Raw genomic sequence first — 18,880 nt, 5'->3', positions numbered from 1 at the left:
GATGACCATAGCAAGTTGGTCCCACCCCTTCCCATCCCGAACAGGACCGTGAAACAACTTTGCGCCGATGATAGTGCTGCAACCAGTGTGAAAGTAGGTTATCGTCAGGCTTGTTATATAAAAAAACCCCGCGGATGCGGGGTTTTTTTTCGTCTGCAGCGTGCACCGCACTAGATGCCCCAGGTGATGCTTTCACCTTCTGCACTGGCTGAGCGCAACATTTCCATCAGGGGATAGGCGCGTTGCGAAAAATGCACTTTCTGTGCACGCGCATGGGTGCCGGTCTCGCCATCTTCCAGCGTTTCTGGCGTATGGGCATCGTGTTCGATGTCATTTTCCGGATGCAATCTGCTTTCCGCGACTTCCTTTTCCAGCAGGACCAAGGCATCTCCCGCTTCTGTAGGCGTGATGACGCCGCGCGTAGGATTCTTGTGCAGGATGTCGAGGATACGCTGGGCATGTTCCTGGAACATCAGCACTTCAGGGGAGGATTTGGATTTGAATGAGATCAACATACGTGCTTTCTAAGACTTGTTGTTAGTGTCGAAACAATATCACGACTTGAAATATCACACAGGCTGTCGAATTGTCCGAATTGCACATCTGCGTGCCGTTTACCGTCATCTGTTGGACTATCCACGTATTTACAAGAGCGGCTATTCCAGGCTATCGCCTGTTTAAGCGATCGTTAAGTCTCAATCCAGTTTCACCGAGTCCATGAAAGTGTCGATGGTGTCACGCGACAGCTTGCGCTCTTCACCGAGAATGATGATCTGGAAGAGGTGCTTGTCCTGTGCCACAAAACGGCCGACCAGCAAGACAGTCTTGCCTTGCTGCGTGCCGTTGGCCTCGATACTGAGCGAACTGCGCTGGTGCGTTCCGGCAGCATTGCTGCTGGCCGCCGAGACCGATTTTTCGCTGCGCACGGTGCCGTTAATATTTTTCAACAGCGCTGTCTGCATGGCTGGCAGGGCCGCTTGCGCCTGTTCTGCGCTGTCGAGCACGGCGCTGCCGATGGCAAAGGTGCTGCCATCGACTTCGCTCGCCGTCATGGTTAGGCTGATTTTTTTGCCATCGAGATCGACCGTGCGTGTCAACACTGCCGGCTTGCCTGGAAACAAGGCTGTGAACTGCGCGTCGGGGCTGCGATAGTCGCGCCAGTCGAATTTCGGACTGCATGCGCAGAGCGTGCAGGCGGTAGCGAGCGCGGCCAGGAAGATCGCAAGTGATGTTTTTTTCATCAGCAGATGGTAGCAGTGACGCCAGCCACGCGCAATCGCGCACTTGTGGCTTTCAGCGCTCGCCTTATATTTCATGCAGTACACGCCGATACTGGATCGCTTCGGCAACGTGCGGCTGCATGATCGCGGGACTCCCCGCCAAGTCTGCGATGCTGCGCGCCACGCGCAGTACCCGGTGGTAAGTGCGGGCCGACCAGTGCAGGCGTGACATGGCGCCATCTAGTAGTTGTTCACCATGTGTTTCCAGACGACAGTGCTGTTCGATTTCCGTGCTACTCAGGCGCTGGTTTGTTTTTCCCTGGCGCGCCAGCTGCAGCGAAAAGGCTGCCGCCACGCGGGCCGCGATGGCTTGCGTACTTTCGCCGCTGCCTGCGTGCCGTCCCAGCGCCGCGGGCGGTATGGCGGCAACTTCGATTTGTAAGTCGATGCGCTCAAGTAGCGGGCCGGACAGGCGGCTGTGATAACGCAGCACCGCCTCTGGCGTACAGCGGCAACGACCGGAAGCGTGCCCCAAATAGCCGCACGGGCAGGGATTCATGGCGGCGATTAACTGGAAGCGGGCAGGAAACTCGGCCTGGCGGGCCGCGCGCGAAATGCTGATGATGCCCGACTCCATGGGCTGGCGCAAGACATCGAGTACCCGGCGCTGGAATTCGGCGATTTCATCGAGAAACAACACGCCGCAATGGGCCAGCGAGATTTCTCCCGGACGCGGTACGTTACCGCCGCCCACCAAGGCGACGCCAGATGCCGTTTGGTGCGGTGCACGGTAGGGACGACGTTTCCAGTGTTCCACTTTAAAATGGCCACCCAGTGAATGCACGGCGGCCGATTCCAGCGCCTCGTCATCGCTCATGGGCGGTAACACGCCGGGGAAGCGGCTGGCCAGCATGGTCTTGCCTGCGCCCGGCGGGCCCACCATCAAGACGTTATGCCCGCCTGCGGCCGCCACTTCCAGTGCGCGTCGCGCTTGCAACTGCCCTTGCACGTCGGCAAAGTCGGGATACGTAAACGCCTGCGCTGCCAGCACCGGTTGATGGCGCTGCAGGGCGGCCTGGCCGTTGGGCACGGCAAAATGCGCGCAGACCTCGAGCAGGCTGTGGGCGGGATAGATGCAGGCGTCTCTGACCAGCGCCGCCTCGTCCGCGTTGGCCCGCGGCAGGATGAAGGCGCGTGGCGGCCCCGATTGGCTGCGCTGCATGGCAAAAGTCATGGCCAAAGCACCGCGGATGGGGCGAAGTTGGCCCGAAAGCGATAGTTCGCCCGCAAATTCGTAGTGCTGCAGTTGTTCGCTCGGCAACTGGCCGGAGGCAGCCAGGATGCCCAGCGCAATCGGCAAGTCGAAGCGGCCCGATTCCTTGGGTAAGTCCGCCGGCGCCAGATTGGCTGTAATGCGCCGCGCCGGCATCTCAAAGCCGCAGTTTTGCAGCGCGGCGCGGACGCGGTCGCGCGATTCCTTCACTTCCGTATCCGGCAGGCCAACGATCGTAAATGACGGCAAGCCATTGGCAAGGTGCACTTCGACACTTACCTCGGGTGCCTCCATGCCGGCCAAGGCACGGCTTTTCAGGACGGCCAGACTCATCAGACTCCCCCGTAGCGCGAGCGCGCTCGGGATCAGTCTAGCGCTTGAAACGCTGTCAGGCTTGAGGTATGCCAGCAAGGCCGTCTATCACGCGACCTTGCTGACGATACTTTATGCCTTTGGCTCGTTCAGGCGGGTTTCCAGTTCGACTAGGCGCAGTTCCAGTGCATCGAGCTTGGCGCGGGTCTTGGCCAGTACTTGTGCCTGGATATCAAACTCTTCGCGCGTGACCAGATCGAGACGGGCAAAGCCCTGTGTCATCATCGATTTCACGTTTTTCTCGATATCCTTGGCGGGCGAGTTTTCGATGGCTTGATGGATCTTGCCTTGCAAGTCGTTAAAGAAGGTATTCATGTCCACGGTCAGTCCTTGTATGGTGCGGCCTGTGCATCGCACCATTGCGGTGCACAGCGGTGTTAATCTGGTGCGCAACTGGGCACTTCATTGTTCTTCAGCAGGCCGTGGCCCCAGTCCTGGCGGCTTGCAGGGTAAGTATGGACGGAAATGCGCCAGTCAAGCTAACAAGAGAGCTGGCACGTATTCTGCTAAAGATGTCATGAACGCTTTGTGATCTCCAGCCAAGATTTTAAACCTCAACCGCTTTAAAAGTTCAATAAAAGGGAATCGCCATGAAGAATCTGTCCAAGAACATGACTTTAGTCGCAGCGTTGACGCTGGCCATGACCGCTGTTTGCGATAGCGCCATGGCCCAGGATGCCGTGGCAGCGCCTGCTGCGGCCGAAGCCGTAGCCGATAACGTGGTCAGCTACAACGTGGCGCTGAGCAGCGACTACCGTTACCGTGGTGTGTCGCAAAGCCGTCTCGACCCTGCCATCAGCGCCGGTGCCGACTATACCCATAATCCGACGGGCCTGTATGTGGGCACTTGGCTGTCGAGCATTAAATGGATCAAGGATAGCGGCGGCGACACCAACCTGGAATGGGATATCTACGCCGGCAAGCGCGGTGAAATCAGCAAGGATTTTACCTATGACGTGGGCGGCCTGTACTACTTCTATCCCTCGAATGGATTGAGCACCAATGCCAACACCTTCGAGTTGTATGGCCAGCTCGGCTATGGTCCGGCCTATATCAAGTATTCGCACTCGACGACCAATCTGTTCGGTGTCGCCGACAGCAAGAACAGCGGCTACCTCGATGTGGGCGCCAACATCGACGTGCATGATGGCTATATCTTGAACCTGCATGCCGGGCGTCAGAAGGTCGAGCACAACGATGCCCTCAGTTATAACGATTATAAGATCGGCGTGAGCAAGGATTTCGGCGTGGTGACCGTAGCGCTGGCCGCCGTCAAAGCCAACATCACGTTGCTGGCACCGAATGGCAAGAACCTGGCGAAATCCGGTCTCGTGCTGACTGTATCCAAAACCTTTTAAGCGAGATTGCCATGAAAATGATTACTGCAATCATTAAACCGTTCAAACTGGACGAAGTGCGCGAAGCGTTGTCGGCTATCAATGTGCAAGGCATTACCGTGACCGAAGTCAAAGGTTTCGGTCGCCAGAAAGGTCACACGGAACTCTATCGTGGCGCTGAGTATGTCGTTGATTTCTTGCCAAAAACCAAAATTGAAGCAGCCGTCGATGACGCCATTGTGGACCAGGCCATCGAAGCGATCGAAGGCGCAGCGCGTACCGGCAAGATCGGCGACGGCAAGATTTTCGTCTACAACCTGGAACAGGTCATCCGCATCCGCACCGGTGAAACCGGCAACGAAGCACTCTAAGGGGAATATTGATGCGTAAAAATATAACAAAATTACTCGCTGGGATAGCCTGTCTGTGTGCGTTTGGCGTCGCTACGCCGAGCTTTGCCGATGCCCCCGCCAAGACGGAGGCGGCCACGACGGCTGCCGTCGCCACAGCTGCCGTGACGCCGGTGCCTGACGCTGCGCCCGCTGCTGCGGCGCCGGCGCCGGCCGCTGCCGCGCCAGCGGCCGCGCCCGTCGCCAATAAGGGCGATACCAGCTTCATGATGATCAGTACCTTATTGGTGATCTTGATGACGATTCCCGGCCTGGCTCTGTTCTACGGCGGCCTGGTGCGCTCCAAGAATATGTTGTCGGTGCTGATGCAAGTGTTCATGGTGTTCGCGCTGATCATCGTTCTGTGGTGCATCTACGGTTACTCGATCGCCTTCACGGAAAAAACTGCCTTCTTCGGTGGCTTCGACCGCTTGTTCCTGAACGGCATCTGGGATCCCGCCAAGGGCACGTTTGCCGCCGCCGCCACCTTTAGCAAGGGTGTTGTCATTCCCGAGTTCATCTTCGTGGCTTTCCAGGGCACATTTGCCGCCATCACGTGCGCGCTGATCGTTGGCGCCTTTGCCGAGCGCGCCAAGTTTGCCGCCGTGCTGGCCTTCGTCGTGCTGTGGTTCACGTTTGCCTACCTGCCAGCGGCGCACATGGTGTGGTTCTGGACCGGGCCTGACCTGATCACCAACGCTGCCACCTCGGCCAGCGAAGCCCTGAAGGCAGGCTGGATCTGGCAAACAGGCGCGCTCGATTTCGCGGGCGGCACCGTGGTGCACATCAATGCTGCCGTCGCCGGCCTGGTCGGTGCGATCATGATTGGCAAGCGCGTCGGCTACGGCCGTGAATCGATGGCGCCGCACTCGCTGACGATGACGATGATAGGCGCTTCCCTGTTGTGGGTGGGCTGGTTCGGTTTCAATGCCGGTTCCTCGCTCGAAGCGGGCGACGTGGCGGCCCTGGCCTTCATCAACACGCTGCTGGCCACGGCCGCAGCCACCCTGTCGTGGGTGTTCGGCGAGTGGATCAGCAAAGGCAAGCCATCCATGCTCGGTGGTGCGTCGGGCGCCGTTGCCGGCCTGGTGGCGATCACCCCTGCGGCCGGCTTTGTCGGCCCGATGGGCGGCCTGGTCATCGGCTTGCTGGCCGGTATCGTCTGCCTGTGGGGTGTGAACGGCCTGAAACGCCTGATCGGCGCCGACGATTCGCTCGACGTGTTCGGCGTGCATGGCGTAGGCGGCATCCTGGGTGCCCTGCTGACCGGTGTGTTTGCTGCACCACAGCTGGGCGGTCAAGGTATCTTCGACTATGTTACCAACAAAATGTCGGCTGATCCCTATTCCATCGGCCACCAAGTGTGGGTGCAAGCGCAAGCGGTCGGCACCACCATCATCTGGTCGGCCCTGGTCTCCGTCATCGCCTATAAACTGGTTGATATCGTCATCGGCCTGCGCGTGCCGGAAGAAGAAGAGCGTGAAGGGCTCGATATCACCAGCCATGGTGAGCAGGCTTATCATGGTTAAATGATAATAATCAGGCATGCCAGCGTTTCGCTGCGGCATGTCTGGTGTGCAAAGGCGCCTCATCGAGGTGCCTTTTTTTCATTGTGGGAACCGTAAAGGTCTTTAAAACAAGGCCTTTGCCCCGATGTAGGCTACTTACACGGTAATATAGTCGGTAGTTCTGTGTGCTTTTTTGAATACTGCACATAATTTAAGGATGTAACTATGGCTCCCCATCTCGTCACGGCCCTGACCGGACCGCTGCTCGACCTCGAAAAAAAGATTCTGGCCGCGACGCCGGCCATTGAGCGCTGGTTCCGCATGGAGTGGCAAGAGCACACGCCACCGTTCTATTGCTCGGTAGACTTGCGTAACGCGGGCTACAAGCTGGCGCCTGTCGATACCAATTTGTTCCCCGGTGGTTTTCATAACCTGGCCACGGAAATGCTGCCCTTGTCCGTGCAGGCGGCCATGGCTGCCATCGACAAGTATTGTCCGGACGCCCGCAATCTGCTGATGGTGCCGGAATTGCACAACACCACGCCGCAATACCTGCAAAACGTGGCGCGCCTGATGCAGATTTTCCGCCAGACGGGCCTGCACGTGCGCCTCGGCTCGTGGTTGCCCGAGATCACGCAGCCGACGCCATTGGCACTGCCAGATGGCAATATGCTCGTCATCGAGCCCCTCGTACGCCTGAACAATGGCCGTCGCCTGGGCTTGAAGGATTTCGATCCATGCACCATCTTGCTGAATAACGACTTGTCGGACGGCATCCCCGATATCTTGCAAAACATTCATGAACAAAGCCTGCTGCCGCCCTTGCACGCTGGCTGGGCCTTGCGCCGCAAGAGCAACCACTACACAGCGTACGATGAAGTGGTGAAAAAATTCGGCAAGATGATCGATGTCGACCCTTGGATGCTCAACCCTTTCCACGCCAAGTGCAGCGACGTTAACTTCCAGGAAGGCGAGGGCGAAGACGCGCTGGCCGCCAGCGTCGACGTGCTGCTGGCCAAGATCCGCAAAAAATACAAGGAATACGGCATCAAGGAAAAGCCCTTCGTCATCGTCAAGCCCGATGCAGGCACGTATGGCACGGGCATCATGACGGTGCGCGACGCCAGCGAAGTGCGCGACTTGTCGCGCAAGCAGCGTGACAAGATGTCCATCGTCAAGGATGGCAAGATCGTCACCGACGTTATCATCCAGGAAGGTGTGCCGACCTTTGAAAGCATCAAGGATGCCGTCGCCGAGCCTGTCGTCTACATGATCGACCGCTATGTGGTGGGCGGCTACTACCGCGTGCATGCGGAGCGCGGCGTGGATCAGAATCTGAACGCGCCCGGCTCGCAGTACGTGCCGCTGGCGTTTGCCCAGCAGCATGCCGTACCGGACCTGCAGGCCAAGCCGGGCACGGCCGCGCCGAACCGCTTCTATGTGTATGGCGTGGTGGCGCGCCTGGCCTTGCTGGCCGCGTCGCTGGAAATGGAGCGCACGGACCCGAATCCCGAGGTGTATTGATTCATCACTGCGGTTTGCCGGGCGCGATGACGACTGCGCCCGGCGATCTCGGCTAGAATCATGCATTCCTTATCCAGGTTCCCCGATTGGACGCACCATGAAAATTGCATTCCTTGCCGACCCGCTGGCAGGCTTCAAGACTTACAAAGATTCCACCTACGCCATGATGCGCGAGGCGGCCAGGCGCGGTCATGCCATCTACGCCTTCGAGCAGAAGGACATGGCGCTCGAAGAGGGCATCGTCACGGCACTGGTACAGCATATCGAGTTGACCGGCGATGAACACGACTGGTATAAAATCGTATCGAGCGAAGAAGTGCGCCTGTCGGCCCTGGACGCCATCATCGAGCGCAAAGACCCGCCGTTTGACATGGAATATGTGTATGGCACGTATTTGCTGGAGTTGGCGGAAAAGCAGGGCGCACACGTCTTCAACAAGCCGTCTGCGATCCGCGACAATAATGAAAAGCTGGCCATTGCGCAGTTTTCCGAATTCACTTCGCCGACCCTGGTGACGTCGAGCGAAGCGCGCCTGCGCGCCTTTCACGCCAAGCACCAAGACGTCATCTTCAAGCCGCTCGACGGCATGGGCGGCACGGGCATCTTCCGCGTCAAGGCCGATGGCCTGAACCTGGGCGCCATCATCGAGACTTTGAGCGAGAATGGCGCGCAGACCATCATGGCGCAGCGTTTTATTGCCGATATCGTCAAGGGTGACAAGCGTATCCTCGTCATCGGTGGCAAGCCGGTGCCGTTCGCGCTGGCGCGCATCCCGCAGGCGGGCGAAGTGCGCGGCAACCTGGCCGCCGGCGGCACGGGGGTGGCGCAGCCATTGACGGCGCGCGACCTGGAAATTGCTGAAAAACTGGGCCCGATCCTGGCCGCGCGTGGCCTGATGCTGGTAGGATTGGACGTCATCGGCGACTATCTGACGGAAGTCAATGTCACCAGCCCGACCTGCTTCCAGGAAATCATGCAGCAGACCGGTTTCGATGTCGCTGCCATGTTTGTCGACGCCGTCGAGCATGGCGTTGCGCAAGCGCAGCAGCGTCAAAAGGTGCAATGACCATGGTAGGGATTTTGCTCATGACCCACGCACCGCTGGGACAGGCGTTCATCGCCGCCTGCGCGCATGTGTTTCGCGGGCCAACGGAACGTTTTGAAGCTATCGACGTCGTCGCAGACCAGGACCTGGCGGAAGTGCAAAAGCTGGCATCCGAAGCCATCTGCCGCCTCGACGATGGCTCCGGCGTGCTGGTGATTACCGATGTGAAGGGCGGCACGCCGTCGAACTGCTGCAACAAGCTGGCCGATGCGGGCCGGGTGGAAGTCATCGCCGGCATCAGCCTGCCCATGCTGCTGCGCGCCATCACGTACCGCCGCGACACGCTCGACGTGGTGGTGGAGATGGCGCTGGCAGGTGCGCAAAGCGGCGCTGTGCGCGTCGATAACCGTATCCGCGTGGGCGAATAAGGAAGTACATGGCCGCCGCCCTGAAGGCGGCGGGTTTTATAGACCAAGATTGTCATCAGCGTAGTGCATTCAGGGATAGAGACCATATAAAAATGATTCAAAAAGAACTCGAAATCATCAACAAGCTGGGACTGCATGCTCGCGCCTCCGCCAAATTTACCCAGCTCGCCGCCAAGTTCAAGAGCGACGTCTGGCTGACCCGTAACGCGCGCCGCATCAACGCCAAGTCCATCATGGGCGTCATGATGCTGGCCGCCGGCAAGGGCGCGAAAGTGACCCTGGAAGCCGAGGGCGATGATGAGCAAGCATGTGTCGATGCGCTCACCGCCCTGATTAATGACAGGTTTGGCGAAGGCGAGTAATGCCCGCCGAACGCAGCCGCAGCCGCCTTCCGACAGGTCACCCCATGGCATCTTTCACGCTCCACGGCATCCCGGTCTCCCGCGGCATCGCCATTGGCCGCGCGCATCTGCTGGCGCCGGCCGCCCTAGACGTCAAACATTACCTGGTCGCCCAGGAACAGATCGAAGCCGAAGTCCAGCGTTTGCAAAACGCCATTGCTGCCGTCCACAAAGAGCTGCAAACCCTGTGGAACGAACTGCCGAAAGATGCGCCCACCGAACTGGGCGCGTTCATCGACGTGCACGCGCTGATCCTGTCGGATCCGCTGATTGCCGAAGCGCCGCTCGACATCATCCGTTCGCGCCATTACAACGCCGAATGGGCGCTGCTGACGCAAATCGATGAATTGTCGGCGCAGTTCGACGAAATCGAAGACCCGTATTTGCGCGAACGCAAGGCCGACATCCAGCAAGTGGCCGAGCGCGTGCTGAAGGTCTTGTTGGGCACCGAGCAGCTGCTGCCGAAAGCGCCCGCCGAAGATGAATTGCTGGCGCAGATGATCGTCGTCGCGCACGATATCTCGCCGGCCGACATGCTGCAGTTCCGCGACCGTTCCTTTATCGGCTTTATCACCGATGTGGGCGGACAGAATTCGCACACGGCCATTGTTGCGCGCAGCCTCGATATCCCGGCAGCCGTCGGCATGTCGCAGGCCTCGATGCTGATCGGGCAGGACGACTGGCTGATCATCGACGGCGACGCTGGCGTCGTCATTGCCAACCCCAGCGCACTGGTGCTGGAGCAGTATCGCGAGCGCCAGGTGGCCATGCAGCGCGCGCGCAAGAAGCTGGGCAAACTGAAAAAAACGCCGGCCGTCACCAGGTGCGGTACGCCGGTGACCCTGCTGGCAAATATCGAATTGCCCGAAGATTGCGTGTTTGCGCTGGAATCGGGTGCCAGCGGCGTGGGCTTGTTCCGTTCCGAATTCCTGTTCATGGGTCGCGCCCACAAGATTCCCACCGAGGATGAGCAGTTCGAGGCTTACCGCAACACGGTGCAGTCGATGAAAGGGCGCGTGGTGACTATCCGCACGCTCGACATCGGCGCCGATAAGCCGCTCGACCAGTCCGACCATACGGCCTTGAATCCTGCCCTGGGCTTGCGTGCCATCCGTTACTGCCTGGCCGAGCCGCAGCTGTTCCTGACGCAGTTGCGTGCGATTCTGCGCGCCTCGGCCTTCGGCAAGGTGCGCATCCTGATCCCCATGCTGGCGCATGCCTTCGAGATCGACCAGTCGCTGGCCATGATCGCGCAAGCCAAGGCCAGCCTGCGCGAGGACGGTGTCAAGTTCGACGATGCCGTCGAAGTGGGCGCCATGATCGAGATACCGGCTGCTGCGCTGGCGCTGCCCATGTTCGTCAAGCGCATGGATTTCCTGTCGATCGGCACGAATGACCTGATCCAGTACACCCTGGCGATCGACCGCGTCGATTACGAAGTGGCGCATTTGTACAATCCGCTGCATCCGGCTGTGCTGCAGCTGATCTCCATGACGATCGCGGCTGGCCACAAGGCGGGCATCGATGTGGCCGTGTGTGGCGAAATGGCGGGCGACGTGAAGCTCACGCGCTTGCTGCTGGGGATGGGCTTGCGCGAGTTTTCCATGCACCCGGCGCAACTGCTGGCGGTCAAGCAAGAGATACTCAATAGCGATTTGGGCCTGATTGCACCACAAATGCGCAAAATTATGCGTTCCATGGAACCAAATGTGATCGCGGAAGCTGTCCAGCAGTTGCAGCTCATGTAAACTAACACCTCGCCAAACCTACTGCGCGTCGCGATTTGCGGCCTGCGATGCTCGCTGTGCTCAAGCACAGCTGCGCTTCTCGGCCACAACTCACTGCCGCTCGCTACGATTTTGCGAGGTGTTATGCACTCATGTTGCAAAACCTATCATCGGGGTTTTGCATCGACTATGGCCCGTGGGGCCGCCTCCTTTATAAACCGACACACATGTCATCCATTGGAATCGTTTCGCCGCAAACTATGTATTTTGCGCAACCCCTGCAGCTGCAAAGCGGAGCATCGCTGCGGGACTATATGTTGATGTATGAAACCTACGGCACCCTGAACGCCGACAAATCGAACGCGGTGCTGGTCTGCCATGCCCTCAATGCCTCGCACCACGTGGCCGGCGTGTATGCCGACGCAGCAAAGAGCACGGGCTGGTGGGACAATATGGTCGGTCCCGGCAAGCCGCTCGACACGGACAAATTCTTCGTCATCGGCGTCAACAATCTGGGCTCCTGCTTCGGCTCGACGGGGCCCATGCACACCAATCCCGCGACCGGCAAGCCGTATGGCGCTTCCTTCCCCGTCGTCACGGTGGAAGACTGGGTCAGCGCACAGGCGCGCCTGGCCGATGAACTGGGCATCACCCAGTTCGCCGCCGTGATGGGCGGCTCTCTGGGCGGCATGCAGGCGCTGGCGTGGAGCATCATGTTCCCCGAGCGCTTGCGTCATTGCGTGGTGATTGCCTCGACGGCCAAGCTGTCGGCGCAAAATATCGCCTTCAATGACGTGGCGCGCCAAGCCATCTTGTCCGACCCCGATTACCGCGGCGGCGACTTTTATGCGCACGGCGTGGTGCCGAAGAACGGCTTGCGCGTGGCGCGCATGGTGGGGCACATCACCTATCTGTCGAATGACGACATGGCCGAGAAATTCGGCCGCAAGCTGCGCGACGCGGCGCAGACGGGCGACTACAAGTTCGGCTTCGGCATCGACTTCGAGATCGAATCGTATCTGCGCTACCAGGGCGACAAGTTTTCCGAGTATTTTGACGCCAATACTTACCTGCTCATTACCAAGGCGCTCGATTATTTCGATCCGGCGCGCGCGCATGGCGGCGACCTGGCCAAGGCCCTGTCGGGCACCCAGGCCAAGTTTTTCCTCGCTTCGTTTTCTACCGACTGGCGTTTCTCGCCCGAGCGCAGCCGCGAAATCGTCGAGGCCCTGGTGTGCAACCGCCGCCAGGTGACCTATGCGGAAATCGACGCGCCGCACGGTCACGACGCCTTTTTGCTGGAAGACTCGCGCTACATGAACATGGTGCGCGCCTATTATGGCCAGGTATGGAATGACATCAACGTAGGCGCGCATGCAGCAGCCAAGAACACCGCCGTGCGCCAGGGCGCCAAGGAGACAGCATGACTTTTGACGAATTGAGCGCCCTGCGCCCCGACCTGGCCTTCATCGCCCACTGGGTGCCGAACAAGGCACATGTGCTGGACGTGGGCTGCGGCGAAGGCGTGATGCTGCAGTATCTGCAAAGCGACAAGGAGTGCAGCGGCTACGGCATCGAGATTGCCGACGACAAGGTGCTGGCCAGCACCCTGCGTGGCGTCAACGTGATTCAGCAGGACATGGAAAAAGGCTTGGCCATTTTTGGCGACAACAGCTTTGACACGGTGCTGTGCCTGTCGTCCCTGCAGATGATGAAGCAGGTCGAGCCGCTGCTGCGCGACATCGTGCGCGTGGGTGCCGAAGCCATAGTTTCGTTCCCCAATTTCGCCTACTGGCCACACCGCGTGGCATTGCTCAAAGGCCGCATGCCGGTGTCGAAATCGTTGCCCTACCAGTGGTATGACACGCCCAATGTGCGCTGCGCTACCATCAATGATTTCCGCGAACTGGCCGAGGAATGCGGCCTGGAAGTGATCGACTGCGTGGCCCTGGCCGAAGGCAAGATGGTCTCCGTGCTGCCGAATTTGCGCGGCGACCTGGCCGTCTTCCGCCTGCGCAAAAAAGCGGTGCATTGATGACGATCAGTCCGGCGCCAGGCTGGCGTTCCTACGCCAATGGCCGCATGCTGGCCGTGCTGGTGCTGGGCTTCAGTTCCGGCCTGCCCCTGTTCATCCTGCTGTACTTGCTGCAGGCATGGCTGGCCAAGTCGGGCTTGAACGTCAAGGCACTGGGGCTGTTCGCGCTGGTGCAGTTCCCCTACATCTGGAAATTTCTGTGGGCGCCCCTGATGGACCGCTACCGCATTCTGGGATTGGGGCGCCGGCGCGGCTGGATGGCCCTGACGCAGGTGGCGCTGTTCTTCTCTATCGGCGCCATGGGCATGCTCGATCCACTCACGCAGATCGGCCTGATTGCCGCTGCCGCCGGCTGGGTCGCCTTTCTGTCGGCCAGCCAGGATATCGTCATCGATGCCTGCCGGCGCGAAATCCTTGCCGATAACGAGCAGGGTCTGGGCGCCGCCGTGATCGTCAATGCCTATAAAGTGGCGGGCATGGTGCCGGGCGCACTGTCGCTGATCCTGGCCGACCGCATGCCGTGGCAGCCCGTCTTTTGGATCACGGCCGCTTTCATGTTGCCTGGCCTCGTCTGTACCTTGCTGATCAAGGAGCCCACCGTCTACGGCACGCCGCCAAAGACCATGCGCGAAGCCATCATTTTGCCGTTCCAGGAATTCATCGCCCGCGATGGTTGGCGTAACGCAATGTGGATTCTCGCCTTCGTATTACTCTACAAAATCGGCGACAGCATGGCCACGGCGCTGGCGACCAAGTTCTATCTCGACCTGGGCTTTTCCATGACGCAGATCGGCCTGGCCGCCAACACCACGGGTTTCTGGGCCAGCCTGGCCGGTGGCGTGGTGGGCGGTGTGTGGATGCTCAAGCTGGGCATCAACCGCGGTCTGTGGGTGTTTGGCGCGCTGCAGGCGATCGCCATCCTCGGTTTTGCCTGGCTGGCGCAGGTGGGGCCGAACACCATGCTATTGAGCGCCGTGATCGGTTTTGAAGCTTTTGCCAGCCTGGGCTTGGGTGCGGCTGCCTTTGTCGCGTTCCTGTCGCGCACCACGGACCCGCGCTACACGGCCACCCAATATGCGCTGTTTTCCAGTTTGAGTGCCGTGCCGCGCACCCTGATCAATGCCTCGGTGGGCTTTCTGGTCGCCGAACTTGGCTGGTTCTCGTTTTTCATTGTTTGCTTTTTCCTGGCCTTCCCGGCCATGATGATGCTACCTAAAATTGCCCCATGGAGGTCTGCCAATGGCACCAATATTCCCTAAACGTTATGTCGTCCTGGCCAGCCTGTGCGCGGCCACCGCGCTGGCACCGCTATCTGCCCACTCGCAGCAGCAGGTGGTGCAAGACGGCATTAATGTGCGTCCCTTGTCGAGTTCGCGCATCTTTGCCGGCGGTGCCGATTTCAATGAACAATCGAAGCAGCAATACACGCAGCTGGTCAACGAAGCGAGAGAAAAAAATGCGCTGCTGCCCGCCAGCGACCCGCAGGTCAGGCGCCTGCGCGCCATCGCCCAGCGCATCATCCCCTTCGCTACGCGCTGGAACGAGGCGGCGGCCAACTGGAACTGGCAGATCAACCTGCTCAATTCGGACGAGGTGAACGCTTTTTGCATGCCGGGTGGGCAGATCGCCTTTTACAGCGGCATTATTGACAAGCTCAATCTGACCGACGATGAAGTAGCCATCGTCATGGGGCATGAAATTTCGCACGCGCTGCGCGAACACGCACAGGCGCAGGCCGGCAAGGGCAACCTGGCGGCCGTCGGCGCCAAGCTGGCCGGCGCCGGCTTGTCGGCCTGGCTGGGCATCGATCCGAGCATCACCAGCACCGCCACGAATATGGCGGCGCAGGGGGTGATGCTGAAGTTCTCGCGCGACGACGAACGCGAGGCCGACCTGATCGGTATGGACCTGGCCGCGCGCGCCGGCTTCGACCCGCGGGCCGGCGTGATCCTGTGGCAGAAAATGGCTGCCGTAAGCAAGGGCGCGCCGCCGGAATTCCTCTCGACTCATCCTTCCGGCAAGGACCGCATCTCGCAGATGAATAGCCATATGGCGCAAGTGCTGCCCTTGTACGCGCGCAGCAAGGGCGTCAGCGTGGACGCCTTGCCGCCGTACCGCAGCAGCGCCATCGCCGCGCGCTAGGATGTCTTCGCTTCGCAGCCCTGTGCCGCTACCCATGCGCGACGGCGTCGCGCCCAGCTATCTGTGGCTGCCGGAGGGGCAGTGGCCGGACATGATCAGCTTCCTGCTCGAGCGCTATCCGCAGATCAGCGCCGCGCAATGGCAGGACCGCATGGGGCGCGGCGAAGTGGTCAACGGCGACGGTGCCGTGCTGGGCCCCGACAGCGCCTACCGGCGCGGCATGCGCATTTTTTATTACCGCGAGCTGGAACGCGAAACGCCGATCCCCTTTCACGAGGAGATCCTGTTTCAGGACGCGCATTTGCTCGTCGTCGACAAGCCACATTTTCTGCCCATGACGCCGGGCGGGCGCTTCGTGCAGGAGACCTTGCTGACGCGACTGAAGAAACAGCTCGACAGTGCCGACCTGACGCCGATCCACCGCCTCGACCGCGAGACCGCTGGCGTGGTCATTTTTTCGCGTCAGATAGCCAGTCGCGGCGCCTATCAGTCGCTGTTCCAGCGCCGCGAAGTGCGCAAGACGTACGAGGCGCTGGCGCCTATCCTGAGGCGCGGCGATTTTCCGCTCGATTTTCCGTTCACTTACCGCAGTCGCATGGTCGAGGGCGAGCAGTTTTTCCTCATGCGCGAGGAAGCGGGCGAGCCGAACTCGGAGACCGTCATCGATGTGATCGAGCGGCGCGGCGACCTGTGCCTGTACCGTCTGCAGCCGCATACGGGGCGCAAGCACCAGTTGCGCGTGCACCTGGCGGCACTCGGCATTCCCATCGTCAACGATGCGTTTTACCCGCTGGCCCTGCCGTGCAAGGCAGACGATATGTCGCAGCCTTTGCAGTTGCTGGCACGCGCGATCGATTTCACCGACCCTTTGAGCGGCGAGCCGCGCCACTTTGAGAGCCGGCGCAGCCTGTGAGGGCGCTTACGCCTTGATGGTGTAATCGATGATCAAGGGCGCGTGGTCGGAAAAACGTTCGTCCTTGTACACGCTGACCGTATGCGCCTGCGCCGCGATGCCAGGGGTGGCGACGTGGTAATCGATGCGCCAGCCCACGTTCTTCGCGTAGGCCTGGCCCCGGTTGCTCCACCACGTGTACTGCTCTTCGCGCTTATCCAGGCCACGGTGCACGTCAACATAGCCCACTTCGTCGAAGACGCGCGTCAGCCACGCGCGCTCTTCCGGCAGGAAGCCGGAATTTTTCTTGTTGCCCTTCCAATTTTTCAGGTCGATTTCGTGGTGGGCGATGTTCCAGTCGCCGCAAATGACCACTTCGCGTCCCAGGGCCTTCAATTCCAGCAGGTGCGGCAGGAACAGCTCCATGAAGCGGAACTTGGCTTCCTGTCGTTCCGGGCCGGACGAGCCGGACGGGCAGTACACGGAAATGACGGATAGTTTGCCAAAATCACAGCGCACATAGCGCCCTTCGGCATCGAATTCGGGGCTGCCGAAACCGATATGCACGGCGTCCGGTTCCACCTTGCTGTACACGCCCGTGCCCGAATAGCCTTTTTTCTCGGCGTAGTGGAAATGGCCATGATAGCCGTGCGGGTTGAGGAATTCCGGCGTCATGTCGGGCAGTTGCGCCTTCAATTCCTGCACGCAGATGAAATCGGCCGTTTGCGTGCCCATCCAGTTGAAAAAGCCTTTTTTGGCGGCGGAACGGATGCCGTTCAGGTTGGCAGAAATAATTTTTGGCATAGGTCTAGAGTGAAAGGACGCTGGCCTGGGCCGGCGGGCGCGGCATGGCGATTGTCTCGCCGGTGCGCGCGGATTAAAATACAGGCACTTTTAAAAAATGAGGCTAATGTGAATAATTTACGCCAGCAGTTTATCGCGTTTTCAGTATCCAAGGGAGTCTTGCGGTTTGGCGAGTTCACCACCAAGGCCGGACGCCAGTCGCCGTACTTCTTTAACGCGGGCCTGTTCCATGACGGCGCCACCCTGGCCGAGCTGGCGCAGTTCTACGCGCAGACCCTGCTCGACTCGGGCGTCGAATTCGACATGCTGTTCGGCCCCGCCTACAAGGGCATCACGCTGGCGTCGGCTACAGCCGTGGCGCTGGCCGGCAAGGGCCGCAACACCTCGTTCGCCTTTAACCGCAAGGAAGCCAAGGACCACGGCGAAGGCGGCACCATCGTCGGTGCCAAGCTGCATGGCAAGGTCGTCATCATCGACGATGTGATCTCGGCCGGCACCTCGGTGCGCGAATCGGTAGACATGATCCGCGCCGCCGGCGCCGAGCCATGCGCCGTGCTGATCGCACTGGACCGCATGGAGCGTTCGGGTCCGGACGGCCAGCTGTCGCCCAGTTCGGCAGTGCAGGAAGTATCGAAACAGTATGGCATTCCCGTCATCTCGATCGGCAACCTGGACGACTTGTTCGGCTACCTGAATGGCGCGGGCGCCGATCCGGAACTGCTGAAATATAAAGAGGCTGTTTCCGCATACCGCAATCGGTATGGAATTTAAGTAGTCCTCTCCAGCAGCGCCCGCAGCCGCGGGTCGCTGCAGGTAGCGCTGGCCGATGGGTGGCATTGCAACAAGCGCCGCAACAGCGCGCCGCCGATGCCGCGCCGCCGGAACGGCGGTTTCACGAACAGCATGTTCACCGTCACCCCGTCCGCGTACTTGCTGATGTCGAGCATGGCCACTTGCTGGCCGTCGATCCACGCGCACAGCGCGCTGTCGCCTTGCCAATCGATGTGCATCACGCCAGCCATGGCTTGAGCGCCGCATGCAGGCCGAGGGCGAACAGCCCGGTAAAAAAGCAGCGCTTGAATACTTCTTGTGCGATGCGCCCGCGCAGCCATTGACCGGCCAGCATACCGGCCAGCGCCGGCAGCAGCGCATACGCGGAAGCGCCGGCCGCACCGAGGCTGAAGTCGCCGTGCACGGCCAGGCTGGCCGCCAGCGCAATGGTCGATGCCGTAAAAGCCAGTCCCAGCGCCTGCACCAGCGCATCGCGTGGCAGTCCCAGTGCCTGCAGATACGGCACGGCGGGGATGACGAACACGCCCGTGGCGGCCGTCACCAGCCCCGTCGCCGCGCCCGCCATGGGGCCCAGCCAGGCTTCGTGCCGCGCCGGCACGCGCAACTGCAGCGAGAATAATCCCGCCAGCGCATACAGCATCAGCGCCACGCCCAGTGCGACGACGGCCCCGATACCGCTGTCCTGCGTCAGCAGGGCGCCACCTGCCAGCGTGCCGGCCATGACGGTGGCCAGCATGGGCCACAAACGGCGCAGCAGGGCGTGCAGGCCGGGACCGGCCGCCAGCTGCCAGACATTCGTCACCAGCGACGGCACGATCAGCAGCGCTGCCGCCTGCACGGGCGGCATGACGAGACTGAGTGTGCCCATGGCCACGGTCGGCAGGCCCAGTCCGACTACGCCCTTGACGAAGCCTGCGACGAGGAAGCTGGCGCCGACGGCCAGCAGGAATGACATCTCCATCTTTCTATTCCAAATTGATTTTGCGTGGAT

General features: G+C 60.4%; 21 protein-coding genes and 1 rRNA gene. 15 read left to right on the top strand and 7 right to left on the bottom strand.

What is annotated here, in order from left to right; translation table 11 throughout:
- Positions 1 to 110, top strand: a 5S ribosomal RNA gene (rrf, locus tag ACQ4V8_RS21055); the annotation flags it as partial.
- Positions 111 to 170: 60 nt separating this feature from the next.
- Here the strand turns inward: rrf and ACQ4V8_RS21050 are convergent.
- From ACQ4V8_RS21050 to ACQ4V8_RS21035, 4 genes are all read right to left on the bottom strand, one after another.
- Positions 171 to 515 (bottom strand): DUF1840 domain-containing protein, encoded by a 345-nt coding sequence (locus ACQ4V8_RS21050; RefSeq protein WP_010393459.1) that lies wholly within the window; start codon positions 513 to 515, stop codon positions 171 to 173.
- A gap of 180 nt (positions 516 to 695) precedes the next feature.
- On the bottom strand, positions 696 to 1,241 hold the full coding sequence (locus tag ACQ4V8_RS21045) for a hypothetical protein (RefSeq protein WP_436572121.1): 546 nt from the start codon (positions 1,239 to 1,241) through the stop codon (positions 696 to 698).
- A gap of 64 nt (positions 1,242 to 1,305) precedes the next feature.
- Positions 1,306 to 2,826: a YifB family Mg chelatase-like AAA ATPase gene (locus tag ACQ4V8_RS21040; RefSeq protein WP_010393461.1), complete on the bottom strand. Its 1,521-nt coding sequence runs from the start codon at positions 2,824 to 2,826 to the stop codon at positions 1,306 to 1,308.
- A gap of 111 nt (positions 2,827 to 2,937) precedes the next feature.
- Positions 2,938 to 3,186 (bottom strand): accessory factor UbiK family protein, encoded by a 249-nt coding sequence (locus tag ACQ4V8_RS21035; protein WP_029496062.1) that lies wholly within the window; start codon positions 3,184 to 3,186, stop codon positions 2,938 to 2,940.
- Positions 3,187 to 3,455: 269 nt separating this feature from the next.
- On the opposite strand from ACQ4V8_RS21035, the gene ACQ4V8_RS21030 reads away from it, so the two are divergent.
- The 13 genes from ACQ4V8_RS21030 (at position 3,456) to ACQ4V8_RS20970 (ending at position 16,314) form a co-directional block, all read left to right on the top strand.
- Positions 3,456 to 4,223, top strand: coding sequence for a TorF family putative porin (locus tag ACQ4V8_RS21030; protein ID WP_436572120.1), 768 nt, complete (start codon positions 3,456 to 3,458; stop codon positions 4,221 to 4,223).
- Positions 4,224 to 4,234: 11 nt separating this feature from the next.
- Entirely contained in the window at positions 4,235 to 4,573 is a 339-nt protein-coding gene (locus ACQ4V8_RS21025) for a P-II family nitrogen regulator (RefSeq protein WP_010393464.1), read from the top strand.
- An 11-nt stretch (positions 4,574 to 4,584) separates the two neighbouring features.
- Entirely contained in the window at positions 4,585 to 6,120 is a 1,536-nt protein-coding gene (locus tag ACQ4V8_RS21020) for an ammonium transporter (protein ID WP_436572119.1), read from the top strand.
- Positions 6,121 to 6,324: 204 nt separating this feature from the next.
- Positions 6,325 to 7,623 (top strand): glutamate--cysteine ligase, encoded by a 1,299-nt coding sequence (gene gshA / locus ACQ4V8_RS21015; RefSeq protein ID WP_010393135.1) that lies wholly within the window; start codon positions 6,325 to 6,327, stop codon positions 7,621 to 7,623.
- Positions 7,624 to 7,720: 97 nt separating this feature from the next.
- The gene (gene gshB / locus ACQ4V8_RS21010) at positions 7,721 to 8,689 is read left to right on the top strand and encodes a glutathione synthase (protein ID WP_010393137.1); all 969 of its coding nucleotides are present in this window, start codon (positions 7,721 to 7,723) and stop codon (positions 8,687 to 8,689) included.
- 2 nt (positions 8,690 to 8,691) lie between these two features.
- Positions 8,692 to 9,096 carry a PTS sugar transporter subunit IIA gene (locus ACQ4V8_RS21005; protein ID WP_029496035.1) on the top strand — a complete coding sequence of 135 codons (405 nt, stop codon included), beginning with the start codon at positions 8,692 to 8,694 and terminating at the stop codon, positions 9,094 to 9,096.
- 92 nt (positions 9,097 to 9,188) lie between these two features.
- On the top strand, positions 9,189 to 9,458 hold the full coding sequence (locus ACQ4V8_RS21000; RefSeq protein ID WP_010393142.1) for an HPr family phosphocarrier protein: 270 nt from the start codon (positions 9,189 to 9,191) through the stop codon (positions 9,456 to 9,458).
- A 44-nt stretch (positions 9,459 to 9,502) separates the two neighbouring features.
- Positions 9,503 to 11,245 carry a phosphoenolpyruvate--protein phosphotransferase gene (gene ptsP / locus ACQ4V8_RS20995; protein ID WP_070346564.1) on the top strand — a complete coding sequence of 581 codons (1,743 nt, stop codon included), beginning with the start codon at positions 9,503 to 9,505 and terminating at the stop codon, positions 11,243 to 11,245.
- Positions 11,246 to 11,451: 206 nt separating this feature from the next.
- Complete coding sequence (gene metX / locus ACQ4V8_RS20990) at positions 11,452 to 12,651, top strand: homoserine O-succinyltransferase MetX (RefSeq protein WP_082260910.1); 1,200 nt, start codon at positions 11,452 to 11,454, stop codon at positions 12,649 to 12,651.
- The gene (gene metW, locus ACQ4V8_RS20985; RefSeq protein ID WP_010393150.1) at positions 12,648 to 13,259 is read left to right on the top strand and encodes a methionine biosynthesis protein MetW; all 612 of its coding nucleotides are present in this window, start codon (positions 12,648 to 12,650) and stop codon (positions 13,257 to 13,259) included. Before metX ends, metW begins: the two co-directional genes overlap by 4 nt.
- A complete protein-coding gene (locus ACQ4V8_RS20980; protein ID WP_010393152.1) occupies positions 13,259 to 14,518 on the top strand; it encodes an AmpG family muropeptide MFS transporter in 1,260 nt (419 codons plus the stop codon). Before metW ends, ACQ4V8_RS20980 begins: the two co-directional genes overlap by 1 nt.
- Entirely contained in the window at positions 14,499 to 15,401 is a 903-nt protein-coding gene (locus tag ACQ4V8_RS20975) for a M48 family metallopeptidase (protein WP_010393154.1), read from the top strand. The genes ACQ4V8_RS20980 and ACQ4V8_RS20975 overlap by 20 nt, the downstream gene beginning before the upstream one ends.
- A 34-nt stretch (positions 15,402 to 15,435) precedes the next feature.
- Entirely contained in the window at positions 15,436 to 16,314 is an 879-nt protein-coding gene (locus tag ACQ4V8_RS20970) for a pseudouridine synthase (protein WP_208760700.1), read from the top strand.
- 6 nt (positions 16,315 to 16,320) lie between these two features.
- On the opposite strand, the gene ACQ4V8_RS20965 is transcribed toward ACQ4V8_RS20970, so the two are convergent.
- Positions 16,321 to 17,097: an exodeoxyribonuclease III gene (locus ACQ4V8_RS20965; protein WP_010393158.1), complete on the bottom strand. Its 777-nt coding sequence runs from the start codon at positions 17,095 to 17,097 to the stop codon at positions 16,321 to 16,323.
- Between the two features lie 108 nt (positions 17,098 to 17,205).
- On the opposite strand from ACQ4V8_RS20965, the gene pyrE reads away from it, so the two are divergent.
- Positions 17,206 to 17,868 (top strand): orotate phosphoribosyltransferase, encoded by a 663-nt coding sequence (pyrE, locus tag ACQ4V8_RS20960; RefSeq protein WP_010393161.1) that lies wholly within the window; start codon positions 17,206 to 17,208, stop codon positions 17,866 to 17,868.
- On the opposite strand, the gene ACQ4V8_RS20955 is transcribed toward pyrE, so the two are convergent.
- A complete protein-coding gene (locus tag ACQ4V8_RS20955; protein ID WP_436572118.1) occupies positions 17,865 to 18,107 on the bottom strand; it encodes a GNAT family N-acetyltransferase in 243 nt (80 codons plus the stop codon). The two genes, pyrE and ACQ4V8_RS20955, sit on opposite strands and share 4 nt — an antisense overlap.
- The gene (locus ACQ4V8_RS20950) at positions 18,107 to 18,850 is read right to left on the bottom strand and encodes a sulfite exporter TauE/SafE family protein (RefSeq protein WP_128089100.1); all 744 of its coding nucleotides are present in this window, start codon (positions 18,848 to 18,850) and stop codon (positions 18,107 to 18,109) included. Before ACQ4V8_RS20950 ends, ACQ4V8_RS20955 begins: the two co-directional genes overlap by 1 nt.
- Between the last annotated feature and the right edge of the window lie 30 nt (positions 18,851 to 18,880).

This window comes from Janthinobacterium paucivorans (assembly GCF_051380805.1).
Taxonomy (GTDB): Bacteria; Pseudomonadota; Gammaproteobacteria; order Burkholderiales; family Burkholderiaceae_D; genus Janthinobacterium; species Janthinobacterium lividum_D.
The sequence above is the reverse complement of the archived record's forward strand: the minus strand, read 5'-3'. Positions and strand labels throughout refer to the sequence as shown.

What these genes read in the sequence shown, in the direction of transcription:
- metW (WP_010393150.1), top strand. Translation starts at nt 12,648, where the DNA reads ATGACTTTTGACGAATTGAGCGCCCTGCGCCCCGACCTGGCCTTCATC.
- ACQ4V8_RS20955 (WP_436572118.1), bottom strand. Translation starts at nt 18,107, where the DNA reads ATGCACATCGATTGGCAAGGCGACAGCGCGCTGTGCGCGTGGATCGAC.
- ACQ4V8_RS20975 (WP_010393154.1), top strand. Translation starts at nt 14,499, where the DNA reads ATGGCACCAATATTCCCTAAACGTTATGTCGTCCTGGCCAGCCTGTGC.
- ACQ4V8_RS20965 (WP_010393158.1), bottom strand. Translation starts at nt 17,097, where the DNA reads ATGCCAAAAATTATTTCTGCCAACCTGAACGGCATCCGTTCCGCCGCC.
- gshB (WP_010393137.1), top strand. Translation starts at nt 7,721, where the DNA reads ATGAAAATTGCATTCCTTGCCGACCCGCTGGCAGGCTTCAAGACTTAC.
- ptsP (WP_070346564.1), top strand. Translation starts at nt 9,503, where the DNA reads ATGGCATCTTTCACGCTCCACGGCATCCCGGTCTCCCGCGGCATCGCC.
- ACQ4V8_RS21050 (WP_010393459.1), bottom strand. Translation starts at nt 515, where the DNA reads ATGTTGATCTCATTCAAATCCAAATCCTCCCCTGAAGTGCTGATGTTC.
- ACQ4V8_RS21000 (WP_010393142.1), top strand. Translation starts at nt 9,189, where the DNA reads ATGATTCAAAAAGAACTCGAAATCATCAACAAGCTGGGACTGCATGCT.
- ACQ4V8_RS21025 (WP_010393464.1), top strand. Translation starts at nt 4,235, where the DNA reads ATGAAAATGATTACTGCAATCATTAAACCGTTCAAACTGGACGAAGTG.
- ACQ4V8_RS20950 (WP_128089100.1), bottom strand. Translation starts at nt 18,850, where the DNA reads ATGGAGATGTCATTCCTGCTGGCCGTCGGCGCCAGCTTCCTCGTCGCA.
- ACQ4V8_RS21005 (WP_029496035.1), top strand. Translation starts at nt 8,692, where the DNA reads ATGGTAGGGATTTTGCTCATGACCCACGCACCGCTGGGACAGGCGTTC.
- ACQ4V8_RS21020 (WP_436572119.1), top strand. Translation starts at nt 4,585, where the DNA reads ATGCGTAAAAATATAACAAAATTACTCGCTGGGATAGCCTGTCTGTGT.
- ACQ4V8_RS20980 (WP_010393152.1), top strand. Translation starts at nt 13,259, where the DNA reads ATGACGATCAGTCCGGCGCCAGGCTGGCGTTCCTACGCCAATGGCCGC.
- ACQ4V8_RS20970 (WP_208760700.1), top strand. Translation starts at nt 15,436, where the DNA reads ATGCGCGACGGCGTCGCGCCCAGCTATCTGTGGCTGCCGGAGGGGCAG.
- ACQ4V8_RS21030 (WP_436572120.1), top strand. Translation starts at nt 3,456, where the DNA reads ATGAAGAATCTGTCCAAGAACATGACTTTAGTCGCAGCGTTGACGCTG.
- ACQ4V8_RS21040 (WP_010393461.1), bottom strand. Translation starts at nt 2,826, where the DNA reads ATGAGTCTGGCCGTCCTGAAAAGCCGTGCCTTGGCCGGCATGGAGGCA.
- metX (WP_082260910.1), top strand. Translation starts at nt 11,452, where the DNA reads ATGTCATCCATTGGAATCGTTTCGCCGCAAACTATGTATTTTGCGCAA.
- ACQ4V8_RS21045 (WP_436572121.1), bottom strand. Translation starts at nt 1,241, where the DNA reads ATGAAAAAAACATCACTTGCGATCTTCCTGGCCGCGCTCGCTACCGCC.
- gshA (WP_010393135.1), top strand. Translation starts at nt 6,325, where the DNA reads ATGGCTCCCCATCTCGTCACGGCCCTGACCGGACCGCTGCTCGACCTC.